Source organism: Paenibacillus sp. FSL H8-0283, assembly GCF_045040675.1.
Lineage (GTDB): Bacteria > Bacillota > Bacilli > Paenibacillales > Paenibacillaceae > Paenibacillus > Paenibacillus amylolyticus.
Genome location: NZ_CP150295.1, coordinates 6567154 through 6581058 on the forward strand (window position 1 = coordinate 6567154; position 13905 = coordinate 6581058).

The 13905-nt window shown below is 48.0% G+C and carries 14 protein-coding genes; all 14 read right to left on the bottom strand.

Annotation, left to right across the window (positions count from 1 at the left end; all coding sequences use genetic code 11):
• Positions 1-488 precede the first annotated feature (488 nt).
• The 14 genes from MHI52_RS28825 to MHI52_RS28890 all read right to left on the bottom strand — a co-directional run bounded on the left by MHI52_RS28825 (position 489) and on the right by MHI52_RS28890 (position 13890).
• Positions 489-2159, bottom strand: coding sequence for an ABC1 kinase family protein (locus MHI52_RS28825; RefSeq protein ID WP_405158072.1), 1671 nt, complete (start codon positions 2157-2159; stop codon positions 489-491).
• Positions 2160-2540 carry a phasin family protein gene (locus MHI52_RS28830; protein WP_405158073.1) on the bottom strand — a complete coding sequence of 127 codons (381 nt, stop codon included), beginning with the start codon at positions 2538-2540 and terminating at the stop codon, positions 2160-2162.
• Positions 2541-2612: 72 nt separating this feature from the next.
• Entirely contained in the window at positions 2613-3251 is a 639-nt protein-coding gene (locus MHI52_RS28835) for a ThuA domain-containing protein (protein WP_036667831.1), read from the bottom strand.
• Between the two features lie 43 nt (positions 3252-3294).
• A complete protein-coding gene (locus MHI52_RS28840) occupies positions 3295-4017 on the bottom strand; it encodes an SDR family oxidoreductase (RefSeq protein ID WP_235193706.1) in 723 nt (240 codons plus the stop codon).
• 178 nt (positions 4018-4195) lie between these two features.
• Positions 4196-5695, bottom strand: a complete 1500-nt coding sequence (locus tag MHI52_RS28845; protein WP_405158074.1) for a cobyrinate a,c-diamide synthase — start codon at positions 5693-5695, stop codon at positions 4196-4198.
• A gap of 205 nt (positions 5696-5900) precedes the next feature.
• A complete protein-coding gene (locus MHI52_RS28850) occupies positions 5901-6731 on the bottom strand; it encodes a uroporphyrinogen-III synthase (RefSeq protein WP_405158075.1) in 831 nt (276 codons plus the stop codon).
• A 130-nt stretch (positions 6732-6861) separates the two neighbouring features.
• The gene (locus MHI52_RS28855; RefSeq protein ID WP_340984041.1) at positions 6862-8064 is read right to left on the bottom strand and encodes an endospore germination permease; all 1203 of its coding nucleotides are present in this window, start codon (positions 8062-8064) and stop codon (positions 6862-6864) included.
• A 56-nt stretch (positions 8065-8120) separates the two neighbouring features.
• A complete protein-coding gene (locus MHI52_RS28860) occupies positions 8121-8342 on the bottom strand; it encodes a hypothetical protein (RefSeq protein ID WP_036612790.1) in 222 nt (73 codons plus the stop codon).
• Positions 8335-9534, bottom strand: coding sequence for a Ger(x)C family spore germination protein (locus MHI52_RS28865; RefSeq protein ID WP_340984039.1), 1200 nt, complete (start codon positions 9532-9534; stop codon positions 8335-8337). The genes MHI52_RS28860 and MHI52_RS28865 overlap by 8 nt, the downstream gene beginning before the upstream one ends.
• A gap of 4 nt (positions 9535-9538) precedes the next feature.
• Positions 9539-11134 (bottom strand): spore germination protein, encoded by a 1596-nt coding sequence (locus tag MHI52_RS28870; protein WP_091036071.1) that lies wholly within the window; start codon positions 11132-11134, stop codon positions 9539-9541.
• Between the two features lie 175 nt (positions 11135-11309).
• Complete coding sequence (locus tag MHI52_RS28875) at positions 11310-11645, bottom strand: hypothetical protein (RefSeq protein WP_339284580.1); 336 nt, start codon at positions 11643-11645, stop codon at positions 11310-11312.
• Positions 11646-11689: 44 nt separating this feature from the next.
• Positions 11690-12391 carry a pirin family protein gene (locus tag MHI52_RS28880; RefSeq protein ID WP_340984037.1) on the bottom strand — a complete coding sequence of 234 codons (702 nt, stop codon included), beginning with the start codon at positions 12389-12391 and terminating at the stop codon, positions 11690-11692.
• Between the two features lie 198 nt (positions 12392-12589).
• Positions 12590-13003 carry a DoxX family protein gene (locus tag MHI52_RS28885; RefSeq protein WP_100528505.1) on the bottom strand — a complete coding sequence of 138 codons (414 nt, stop codon included), beginning with the start codon at positions 13001-13003 and terminating at the stop codon, positions 12590-12592.
• A gap of 50 nt (positions 13004-13053) precedes the next feature.
• Positions 13054-13890: a M56 family metallopeptidase gene (locus tag MHI52_RS28890; protein WP_405158076.1), complete on the bottom strand. Its 837-nt coding sequence runs from the start codon at positions 13888-13890 to the stop codon at positions 13054-13056.
• Positions 13891-13905: the final 15 nt, after the last annotated feature.

Here is a 13905-nt window from a genome sequence, read left to right on the forward strand (position 1 = left end):
CTTATAATGGACAATCCTGCTGATGAGTAACGGAAGCCGTTCACACTAACCAACTACCCAGGACAGCACAAAACAACGGATTCCTCTCCGCGTCATTCACCTATGCTCATCCCTGAGTTGCATCATTATTTACCATCCATATAGCCTTGACGGGTTAATATGCACTCATGTCTTTTCCGTTCCAGTGTGTACCGCTGGTGTTCCATTACTGCCTCAGTTGTCTTACTCGTGCGACATCAGGAGCTGATCCTGACGCCCATAGGTTTTCCCCTCTCAGAAAAACCGGGTCCGTTAATGTACTGACCTATTATTATAGTCACAGGACCGGATATGTACTAATACAGTTAAGACGAAAAAACAGAACCTTTTCTTCTATTATCTTAATCTTTCTATAATTTACTCACCAATTCTCTATTCACAAAAAATAACCCGCAAAGATCCTTTGAAGAAAGTCTCTTTACGGGTATTCTTGTGATGTAATGCTGTTGCTAGAACCTTCCCGATTTGAATATCGAATAGAGCAGGAAAGCCACCATCAGAATCGCCACCAGGAAACCAATCTCAATGACCGGAATATCCCACAGCATCGTGGACTGATGACTGATCGACGAACCGATAATCAAGCCCACCATAATGATACAGAAGGCAAGTAACACAATACTGAAAGACAGCCGATTGCTGATCTGGTCCATTCTGCGCATGAGTGCATCGAGTTCAGGGACACTAATCTCCAGCCTCAGCTTGCCTTTGCTAATAATGGATGATAATTGCCTTAACTGCCCTGGCAGACCAATGACACTCTCGGCCATATCGGCCGCACTGCGGAACAAGCGATTCTTGATTCTTCCAGCGCTAAAACGTTCCTTGATCAGCTTCCGCCCAAAAGGCTCGGCCATATCTACAATGCTCAGGGAAGGATCGAGATGTTCAATTACACCTTCCATCGTTAGCAACGATTTACCGAGCAGCAGAATATCGGCAGGCATGACAACCCGGTGCCTCTGGGCTACGCCGAATAAATCATTCAACGCCTGACCCACACTAATCTTGGAAAAGGGAATATCGTAATATTTGCTACGTAACTTGTCCAAATCCACATGAAGACCACGCAGGTCCATGTCATCTGGCATCATGCCCAATTTTTCAATCGCCCGGATCATACTGTCCGTATCTTTGCGCATTAACCCAATAATAAGTGAAGCGAGCTGTTGTTTCATCTCATCACTCAGACTGCCCACCATACCGAAGTCTATAAAGGCAAGACGTCCATCCTTCAATACCATTAGATTGCCCGGATGTGGGTCAGCGTGAAAGAATCCCTGGATAAAGATCTGATTCAATAATGAATCCACCAGCCGCTCGGCAATGTTATTCAGATCATGGCCGCGTCTGACCAGTTCTTCACGATCATTGAGCTTGATACCTTCGATATACTCCATAGTAAGCACACGGGACGAAGTCTGATCCCAGTAAATTGCCGGGATTTTCGCCTTGTTGTCCTGTTGGTACTGCTGTGCAATCTTTTCCGTATTGCGGCCTTCGACTGTATAATCCAGCTCGGCCATCAACGCCTGAGCGTATTCTTCGACCATTTGCGGAATCTGATATTGCTTCACCCAGTCCCAGCGCTTCTCAGCCATGGCTGTCAGCTCACGCAAAATATCCAGGTCACGTTGCACAATACGCGATATACCGGGACGCTGAATCTTGATGGCTACCGATTCACCGCTTTGAAGTTTGCCCAGATGCACCTGTCCAATGCTGGCCGCAGCTACAGGGGTATCCTCGAACCGGGAAAAGATCTCCTCCAGCGGTGTATCCAATTCCTGTTCCAAAATACCCCGTGCCGTCTCGGAAGAGAACGGCGGGACCTGATCCTGTAACTTCACCAGCTCACGAATGACAGACTCAGGCAACAGATCTGCCCTTGTGCTTGCGAGTTGCCCCAGCTTAACGAAAGCTGGCCCCAGCTCCTGCAGCACAAGCCTAATACGTTCACTCAGCGTTTTGGTGGTGTGTGCTTCACGCGACATCCACCGTCTGGGCAGAGCGAGCAGCTGGAACAAGCCCAGCTCCTCGACCATATAACCGAAGCCATGACGCACTAGCGCCATGGCAATTTCACGGTATCTGCCGACATGTTTGATTCGCACTGCCATCTACTTGATCTCGTTTCCTTTGAGAGGAGGAGGAACTTCAAGTGGAGCTGGGGATTCATCAGGTTGAAGCTGTGGTGAGTGGCCCAGTTCGGCAAGTTTTTTCTCCAGAACGGCAACGCGCTGTTCCAGACTGGTTACATCACTTTCGGATGCCACACCAGCTTCCTGAAGCACACGCTTGACCTGTTCTTGAATCACTCTCTTGAACTGGCCTTGCTCTTCATCGCCCCGTTCCAGCAGACGTTCAACCAAAGCTTTGGATTCACCGGGCGCAAGTTCCCCGCGCTTGACCAAATCATCCACGGTTTTCTCAATTTTTTCTTTGCTTACGACAGTAAGACCAAGCCCTAACGAGATCGCCTTTTTGAACAAATCGCTCATTTTTGTCATCCTCCTCTTCGTTGATCTCTATATTATACCCCTTACACTCCGCATGCAAAAATGTCAGTCCGATCAAACGTAACGTGCAGCCCATTTGCCTGCTTGCAGCAGTAACTTCCGGTACGTTTCGTGTGCAAAAGACGGCACATGGTGACCTGGCATCAGATAAACAATACGCCCAACACCATATCGATGAGCCCAAACCGCAGGCTTTGGTCCTTCTTCGGATTGATATTCCAGCAATATTTTCGTTTCGGCAAAAGAACCAAATTCGAACTGATACGGTTCTTCTTCCATTGTGAAATTCGAAATGCCCTCCGTCACGGGATGGCTTTCCGCCGTTACAGTGAATTCAAGCGGTGCATACGCCGGATGATGCAGGAACTTGGCACCGATCATCTGTTTGAGCTCATAACGATTTTGGAGCGAAATGCCGTTATGTATAATGACCAGTCCACCCCCATTACTTACATAGGACAACAAACCTGCTGTCTGCTGTGGAGAGACTTTACCCTTCCAATCGTCCATGTATGAGATACATACATCAAACCCGGTTATATTTTCTTGCAGTAACATATTCCGATTCTCACTGCACTGCACTGTCATAGTATCATGGAAAATTCGGCTAATCTCCGCATCCACCCCCTGAAGCGGGTGCCAATCCGGATGTGTATAATCGCCAAGTAGTAATGCTTTTTTACGATGATCCATTCAATTAATCTCCTTTCTTGTTCACCTCACTGTATAAAACCAACTACCAGGGGAGCTTCTCTCCCTTGTAGTCCACATATGCGGGCTGATCTCCTTTAAACTGTTCATGGCGGTCGATAAGTACTGCGATATGCTGTGCAGATTGCTCGGGCGTGAGATCCGCAGCAACATCCAATTCGCCCCTCATATAACTCTGTACCCAACCGGGATGCACAAGCATCACTTGTCCGCCTTCATCCTTCAGACCATTGTGCACAAGACGGGCCTGCATGTTCAAAGCAGCTTTGGACATACAATAGGCATACCACCCATCCCGACTGCATTGTTCTATACTTCCAGCCTCGGAAGAGATATCAACAATCAGCTTGACCTGTCCTTGAAGAAGGAGGGGTAACAGGGAATGAGTCACACGCAGTGTACCTAAGGTGTTCACATTAAATACTTCAGCCATCTCCGCCATATTCAACGGCCCGCGGATATGATCCGTAATACTTCCTAGTATAGCCGCATTATTGATCAGCATATCCAAATGATTCGTATCCAGCTTCAATGTCTCCGTGAACAGAGCTACCGACAGGTCGTCCGCGATATCCAGTTCGATGGCGCGCAGATGGTCAGGATATCCTTCTGCAAGCATACGAATCCCCTCGGAATCCTCCACGTCCAGACCGGCCGCATACACGAGATACCCTCTCTTCAGCATCTGTGCCGTCAAAGCCAATCCCAATCCCCGAGCAGCTCCCGTTACACATACGGTTCTCATCATGATGTCCCTCCCTCGCATAATGATTCTGTCTTTTATTCATTCCACATATTCATCTAAAAACCTTTAATTCAGAATGGGATCGCCAACTTCACGACCAAAGACTCAGGAGGCAAAAGCGAGATTAGAGCCATTTTGCTTATTGAATTCAGCTATCTATTTGAGCTATAAATAGCTGTTATTATCTCTGCATATCTCGCTCCTGCCGATAGGCTAAACAATGTTCCACCCATCTTCGAGCAGCTGCCGGGTAAGAGCCCAAATGAACGTGCGTATACCCCGCCACGATGTTGCCTGCGGCATATCCCTCTTGCTTCAAGCCACGCATCCCCTTGGTCTCATACGCATAAGGAATCGTTTCTTCATCACGATAGGTCATTGTCGAATAATGAAATTCATGACCCCGAAGTACTTCACCCTTTTTCAGCAAAAAGGAATCCCGAACGCTACTTGCTTCACGGTAGCCAAGCGCAGCGCGCTTCTTCTGCATCTGCACCTGTGCGGGGATAATGCCCGCCATGTCGAAAGTAACTCCCTCTCGGTCGGTCAACGTTTCTCCAAGCACCATGTAACCACCACACTCGGCAAATAAAGGCATGTTGGATTCTACTGCCTGTCGAAGTCCTTCCAAGAACTCTTGGTTACCGGCAATCTCTGCTGCAAATTCCTCTGGAAACCCGCCACCCAAATAGATGCCATCCACATCCGTTGGAATACCTTCACCAGCGAGCGGACTGAAGTAATGTAATCGGGCCCCGGCTGCTTCGAGCAATTCCAGATTATCGGGATAATAGAAATTAAATGCCGCATCGCGCGCAACGGCAATGACAGGCTGTACCGCATATGATACATGTCGATTATTAACGTGGATCACTGAATTGGAAAGTGAATCGTAACTTTGGCCTAATTCAGCATTAGCAGGATCAGCGTGGGCAGTAGCCGCAGGACTCACTTCTTCTGCATTCAAAGGCGGGGCGCTTGTCGCCAGATCCAGCAGAAGATCCAGATCGGTGCCTTCCATCAGCACATCGGCAGCCCGCTGAAATAATGGCTCCAGTTCACCGCGCTCAATGGCAGGTACCAGCCCCAGATGTCTCTCCGGGATGGACATGTCTTCGTCCCGCTTCAGCCAGCCAACCACAGGAATGCCGCACATCTGCTCAATGGCTTTTTGCACAATGGTATAATGCCCCGCACTTCCACACCGGTTGACGATCACTCCGGCAATATTTAATTCAGGCTCCAGCTGTTGAAAACCCAAGACAATCGCGGCCGCACTGCGAGCCATGCTGCGTACGTCCACAACCAGAATCACAGGGGTCTGCGTGACCAGAGCAATCTCTGCAGTTGAGCCTGTATTGTTAAGCGGATCTTTGCCATCGTAGAGGCCCATAACGCCCTCGATAATGGAAATATCATGTCCCGCCGATGCCTTCTCGAACGTATCTCTCACATACTCAGGCGATGTCATCCATGGATCCAGATTACGTGACGATCTGCCCGTGACGGCGGTATGGTATGTCGGATCAATAAAGTCCGGGCCACATTTGAACCCTTGTACACTCAAGCCACGCTGGGCAAGTGCTCTCATCAGCCCCAAGGTTACTGTCGTTTTCCCTGCACCACTTCCGGTGCCTGCAATGATCAGTCGGGGTCTGGCGTTACGATCTGCAATGGTCATCGTCATTTCCACCTTTTCTTCGAGATAAGAAAAGCTTCTGATCGAAGCACTATCAAGGATGTACATTCGTATTTTAGTTGTAACGTATAAATTCATAATCTAAACAAAACCGCATCATATAGCGATGCGGTTAAGATTAATGCACACTTTTTATTCATGAAGCGACGCCAAAAGCTTTTTATCGAACTGATCTAAAAGCAGGCCACTAATCTCTAATCTTGGCCGCACGCCCTGCTGCAAAGTAACGTCCAAGCTCAACGATGAGTGCTCCCATCTTCTCTTCCTCCGGAATGACCAGTGCCTCAATGCCTTCTTCACGCATGGAGTTTGCGGTAACTTTACCTACAGACGCAGGAATTACACCTTGTCTGAAGGCTGCAAGCATCGGCTCAAGCTTGTCCTGGGAGGCCGCATATTGCGTCAGAAACCTAACCTGCGGTCCACTTGTGAACGCAACAGCATCTACTCCGAAATTTAGAATTTCATTCAATAGCTGTTCCAGCTCTGTCTCTTCCGGCGGTACATGGCGGTAAGGAAGCACTTGTGTGACGATTGCGCCTTGTTCTTCCAACCATGCGACAAGTTTGGGAGCTGTCTCCCCATGAAGCTGCAACATAACCTTTTTTCCTGCGAGATCATGTGGGGAAAATTCACGAATAAGCCCGTCCGTACTGCCATCATCGTCCCGTACTAGCGGCGTTAACTTGCGCTTTTTCAGTGCATTCACTGTCTTGTAACCTCTCGCCGCAATCGAGGATTCCGACAGTGCATCCAGCAACTGTCCCGCCACTTCCATATCCTCGGCCATTTCAAATATCGCGTCCAATCCCATACCCGTTGTTAACACCGCCCAGTCTGGCGGGTCTGAGATCCAGGATACCAGCCCATCTCTGATACTCCGATCATCCAGGAATACGGTCCCCTGTGCTGGTCGCACAAGCGGGATTCCACCCATTTTTTCAACCAGTATGGACATTTCTTTCGATTTTCGTGGTCCTGTCAATGCTACACGCACACCTGCCAAATGTTGAGCCATTCATGTTCCCCCCGTTAGTTCAGCCGAATGTTCATCAGTCTGACTACAGTATACAGGGTACTTCTGTGAAGGGAAACTGTGCTTTCCCTCTTTTTGCCCGTTCATCTATAAGGATTTTTGATGGAATGCATCAGGAAGGCTGGAGTTCTCCGCCATGAGAATCTTTCCGTCTTTTCTCTCCGTCCTTTTCCGAATCAGCCGATTTTTGTTCCGGCTCATGCTTCTCTTTCTTGGACTGGTCTCCCGATCTCTGTTGGGTAGATTCTTTTTTATCCTTTTTGCGAGGACGAAGGAAAAGAAACAGCACGATAGGGAACAGTACTTCAAAAACAATGGCAATCCATGTCCATTCCCGAGTAAAACGATTGAGCTGAATGGCATTTCGGAAGAACCAGAATGCACAGACAAATCCGACGAGGGCAATCGGACCTGTCAACACCTTTCCCGATACGTTCGGAATCATTCGCTTCAATCCCCAGCAGACAAAGTACAGGTCAAATGCAATCTTCGTAATCATGGTAGGCAAGGTTGCCGCTGCCAGGGCAAGGTCAAACCGATCCAAGAAATCACTGATTTGCAATTGTCTTGCCAGTTCATAGGAGGGATACACCAACCTTGAAGCGATAGGAACTCCAATGGAGGTAATGGTCTCCACAAGGATTAACATCATCAGGAGTGCAGAGAGGATAATACCTGACACAACCGATTTATATCGAAAATCACTGCCTTTGATAACAAAAGGTAATGCAATCATCTCTCCGTAAAACGAAAATATGTACCAACTCCCCTTGCCCACTCCCGTAACATCAACGTGAAAATACGGCATCAAATTATCCATATTGATCTGTTGAATGAGCATGAAAGGCACAATCACGGAGTTTAAGAGAAACAATGTCACATACAACTCCGACATACCGATTAAGGAGCCGAGCCCACCTCTAACGATAAAAACTCCCATAACGATCAGAGATAACACAATGATGGAGATGGGCGTGGTCTCTAACAAAGTTATGCTGATATAATCCCCCGTTAACCGGATATCCCTCGCAAACACAAAGAAAAAAAACAAAATGTACATCAATCCTGCGAGCCTTCCCAAAAAGGGGAATCGCCCAGCAAGGGCTTGAAATAGATCCTGATCCGGAAATCTCCGCTGGACCCGACTTAACATCCACATGGATGCAAGCATCACTAAGACTACAGGTATATACGAGAGATAAGCGTGTTGTTCCGCATAGTAGATAGCTTGCGCGTGAGGCTGAATTAACGTTCCTGAAATACTGAGCAGCAGCACGAGCAGGATCATCTGACGGTGTGTCACTCTCTGATTCATGATATACCTCCTTTCCCTCTCGCGATCTCGCAAACTTAATGCATCCTGTCCACAACCTAGGGCAGTGGCAGTAAGCGCTGGATAACGTGGCTTATCCATACCGACACAAATAAGGTTTTGCTTAGATTAGTCACATAGAACCAAATGCCTGTAGCCACTGCTATCAAACTATAGGATAGCCAGCGATTAATGGCAGCTGCCTGTTTCAAATGTCTGAAATCCATCAAAATGACCACGATTACCATGGCCAGGAAGGTAAATAAGAGTGGTTTAATCATGTACAACTTCATCCTCTCCGACGCCAATTGGTTTATTGCTCACCCCAACGTTTTCAATAAGGACATGGGGGGTAACCGTCACCTCAACTTCAGGGTATATGTCATCCCAACGATCCTTCATCGTGTCCCACTTGGCCGGCAGATGTTGATGAATGGATCGACCGATTCCAAGGATGTCCGCATGGTATTTTCCCTGAACCAACCGGACACCTTCCTCGATATCCAATTTTATTTTCTCGTGAATGGCTTCATGTAACTTCAGAATCTCATTCTCACGCCGGTCGCCATAATTGGATTCGTTATCTACGAGAACTCCCTTGGCATATAATTCAATATTCACGGTGACCTTATCAGCCTTGATACTGGGATGTAGTGAAGCGTTGTTCTCGTTCAACTTGATGAACATATTTCCATCTCCGCCAGGAGCTTTAACCATAATCTCCGGTGCATTGGCCTCGCCCATAGCAAGAATGAGCGCATCGGCTGGAGCTTTGTCAATCATGCCAACCAGCTTATCTTTCTTGAAAATGGCCAACCCATCCAGCTTTATGTTTGTTTTGGCGTCCTTCCACCCTTTTGGAACATTGCTCACTTTCGAAGCGACCGGCAGGAATGGATCGACACCTTCACTCAGAATGGCATCTATAAACGTTTTAAGTGAACGTGGATTACGCATATTGAGGAAGCACAGTTCCCGCACCATCTCGGATGGAAACTTCTCTATAGGTGCATCCGTATCCATGACCTCATATGCTGCACCTTTTGTGACCACTGGCAATGCAGAGAGTCGGTTCAGCGGATACCGTGTAAACAGATCGAGCATGGGGGCCACGCCATCCCGGGCAAGCTCCTCACCAATAAGCATCGTACGGCGATGCGCGTAATAGATTGTTCGTGAAAGTTCCTTTTGACCTTCAATAGACGTACCATGCACAGATTTGGCTGTATTGGATAACATGAACCAGGATTTATCCCCACTCGTGCCGCCTCCGCCTCCTTCACTACCGGAAGAACCGGATTGTCCTGGCAGAGCAATCTGAAGACTGGATCTGTAATTGTCCCCCTCCTTATCAACAGCAATACCAATCACAAAGGCAACATCGTTAATCTCCTTACGATCCCAGCAACCTGAAATAAAAGTGGTACATAACAACAGCGCTATCACTGCCCGGTACTTATATATCATCTGCATGGGTTCACCACCCTTCCTCAGCTTCAGGGGAACCGTTGATCTTTTCGGTCATCCGTTTCTGATCCCGATGTACCGTAGAAGGACGATTGATCATTTTCCACCATGGCACACGAATGAGAATGTCTTTGGTATCTGTTTTACTGTACGGGCTAAGACCAGAGAGATATGGGACACCGAACGAAGTCATCTGTGTCAGATGCACCGAGATCAGGACCAAGCCGATGACGATGCCGTATAGTCCAAGCATACCTGCTAGTAACATGATCGGAAATCGGAGCAGACGCACCGTAATCGCGAAGTTAAATCGCGGGATCGTGAAGGAAGCTATTCCTGTCATGGATACGATAATAACCATCGGTGCGGATACAATCCCCGCTTGAACTGCCGCCTGTCCGATCACGAGTGCACCGAGGATACTGACAGCCTGACCCACTGTCTTGGGTAACCTGACCCCCGCTTCCCGGAGAGCTTCGAACGACAGCTCCATGATGAGGGCTTCCACCAAAGCCGGAAAAGGTATAGCCTCCCGTGCACCCGCAATACTCAGAATCAGCGTAGTTGGCAGCATGTCCTGATGAAATGTTGTAATAGAGATATACAAGGCTGGCAGGAACAAAGCGATGGCTACGAATAGGAAGCGAATCCACCGCACCAGATTACTGATGAAGAATCGCTCGTAATAATCCTCGCTGGCTTGCAGCATCTGCCACATCGTGACTGGAGCAATCAGCGAGAATGGGGTTCCATCTACCATAATGGCAAAGCGTCCTTCCAATAGATTGCCTGCAACGGTATCCGGCCGCTCCGAGTAGTGCATCTGAGGAAAAGGGGAATACGGATGATCTTCAATCAGTTCCTCGATATAACCCGTCTCCAGGATGCCATCAATATTGATTTTTTCCAGACGTTTCTTGACATCTTGAATCGTTTTTGGATCAGCAATACCTTCTAGATAGGTCAGCACAATATCTGTCTTGGTGTCTGTTCCAAGGGTCATACTCACCATCTTGAGCGCAGGTGTTTTCAGCTTGAACCGCAATAAGGCCGTATTCACACGGAGCGTTTCGGTAAATCCCTCCCGCGGTCCCCGAATGACGGATTCTGTCTGCGGTTCCTCCACACCACGTCTGACGCCACCTTTGACATTGAACATCCAGGCTTTGTTACTTCCATCGACCACCAGAAGGGCAGAGGATGCCAGCACCCCTTCTGTCGCAGCAGCCCAGGTATCCACTCGCTTCACCTGTGTTAGCTCAACGGTTGTATCATCCAGTGGAACATCAGGTTCATCTGTGCGCTGCTGCACCAGCCCTCGAATAATCGGTCGCAGCATGTGTTCCTGGATATCAGCCGAATTGACAATACCTTCAATATAGACGAGAAGTCCTTTCACTTCAGGCGTAATCATGACGTTGCGAAAAACCACATCAGAACAATCGGAGAATATCTCCTTTACCGCCTTAATCTGAGTTTCATGTACTGCACTAATTGGCTGCCGAAGAAAAGGCGGGGACGGCAGTCCCAAAGGAATATGTTTTTTTTCTTCTGAAGCTCGTCCCGGTTGTCGGGACTTGTCTTTCCCAGATGTTTTGTCCGCCATATGCCGCCCCTCCATTCTTGTTTTTTATACAAGGTAGCTTGTGCCAGACAGCGGGGAATTATGTGGTCTTTTTTGTAAAGTTACGATTAAATTCTCTGAGTTCAGACAGCAAAAAGGCCTCTGTATTTAACAGAGACCTCCTTAACTATTCGAAAACCTGTTCAAGCTATTTTAGTTAATCCGCAAAATAATCTTCAGGCACATAACGAATCTCCGACTTCGCATAGATGCTTAGCGTGTGACTCTCCCTGTCGTATACTACCCGTTCACCATCGGCGTAGTACCAGTGTTTCAAAAGGGGCTGGTCCTTGCGTTGGACGAAGCGAAATACGTTCAGTTCCTGTCTAAGCTCCATAATCTGTTCCACAATCTGCTCGTCCAGACCCGTAACGGTAAACATGAAGCCTGTACCCTCCTGTTGGAACCGATAGGACAGGGAATCTGTTTTGCTATTAGCTAATCCTCGCCCGGTCACCGCATGTTTAACCATAAACCATTCCTGTTGCGCCATACGTGTATATCCTCCTTCATCTTGGAGTTCATTTCATCAGCCATCTACGGCAAATCAATAATCATATAGAACGTATCTTCGTTTGCTTGCAGTTCGATTGAATCCCGCTTTTCCACACGAGCCGTGTCGCCTTCGTTCAACAGGTACTCTGCGTCCAATCCCAGCTTGCCTTCGATGGAGAAAATGTACATTCGGCGGCCCGAATCCTGATTAAAGGTTAACGTTTCGTCTTTGGCTAATCGGCCAAGGTAGATCGTCATATCCTGATGAATGGTCGCAACTCTTGGTCCCCCATCTGGGGATACAATCGGCACGAGTGCTCCTGCCAATGCCGCTGGATCAAATGATGTCGTCTCATAGGAGGGCTCCAACCCTTTTGTCTGTGGCATGAACCAGAGCTGAAGCAAACGTACTTCTTCGGTATCGGATGCATTATGTTCGGTATGAATCATGCCACTGCCTGCTGACATCCGCTGGATACCGCCAAAGCCTGTAACGGCTACATTCCCAAGGTTATCTTCATGTCGCAACTTGCCGTTCAGTACGATCGATACAATCTCCATATCACTATGTGGGTGAGCTCCAAAACCGCGACCAGGCGCGATCACATCGTCGTTCGCTACCCGCATCGGTCCAAACGCCGTATTCTCCGGGTCTTGGTATTCTCCGAAAGAAAAGCTGTGACTACCACGGAGCCAGCCTCGATCGAAGCTGGAGCGGGCATCGGATGGAATGACGTTAATCATAAAATGCATCCTCCTTATTTTTTCTTAGTAGCATACTTATTCTCATTGTAACAAACCATAGGCATGTCGTCCAAACGAAAAAAGTTCTCTACTGATCAGCCCGGTTCGCAAATCAATTCCCGAACCGGCCTGGCCAATAAAGAACCTCGTTACAGGACTCATCCTGCACTTCATTATTTTTAGCAATCGTTAGTCAATTCAAGCACTCACATTTTGGCGAGCATTCCCCTGTCTGGAGAACAGATAATCCACGGCCAGGAGGCGGCTTCCTGTGAAGAGCAGTGTCAGGGAACCCGCAAGCAGCAGGTAATCTAACTCGGTACCACTCAGGAACGGCTCACCCACTTTGGCTGTAAACAGAACGCCAACCATCACGATGGCAAACAGGGCAGCAAACACACGTGTTCCCAGACCCAGAATCATCGCTGCACCACCTACCAACTCAATGATGGCTACAACGGATGCAAGAAATCCGGGAATACCAATACTTTCGAAAAAACCTACCGTACCGCTGATTCCACCTTCGAATTTACTCCAGCCGTGCAATACAAAGATCAAACCGATCATAATCCTTGAGAAAAGTAATCCAATCTCTACACTTTTATTATTCATGTTCATCTTCCTTCCTCATTATATTCGACTTCACATTTAGCCCAATTAATCTATCCGATGGACCAAACAAACAAGATAGACAGCAATAGAAAAACAGTAGCCGACATCAGAACAGCATAACGTGGCAACCTCAGCGTCACGTCCTGTTCCGGGTCCAGCAGACGTGAAATGCGGACATTCACCGACGTATCCGCAAATGAGGATTGAACGGTCAGTTCTTTGGCCCCCCAAGGTTCAGGACAAGCACGGAGCAACTTGAGCAAAGCACTGCCAATGCCTGCCACATTGCCTGTACGCTCAATGGCCTCATTGTCTGCCAGAATTTCTCTAACAATATTGTAATGTTTCGAAGTATGCTTCAATACAGGAATATACGGCATCATGATTGCAAATACCGATAACAGTGTTGTCTTCAGTGGGTCACGGTGCCACAGATGATGGACTTCGTGGTACACAACTGCAGTCTCCTCTTCTGCATCCAGCATCGTCAGAAGCCCCGTGGAGAGTACGATGCAAGGTCTCCATAAACCAATTGTAAATGCAACTGGAGAATGCTTGTCCACCACAATGAATCCCGGCTGTCCGAGATGGTGATACTTGGACTCCAGTTCGTGAGACAATGCACGCACCTCCATGGAGCGAAGTTTACGTACGGCTGCTCTGGTTTTCATCATACGCACCATTAACAACCAACCTGTTCCCGCAAATGTCAGCAATACCAGTGCCAGCAGGAAATGTCCCACGGATAACCATCCCAGTCGACTCATCCAATGATTGCAGAGCCAGAGCAGGTTAAACGGGATATCCCAGCCAAAAATTTTGTACATCGCGTACATGAACATCTGCATGAACACGAGTAACGGAATGCCAAACCCGACGGTAAACAAAAGTTTCGAGCGGGT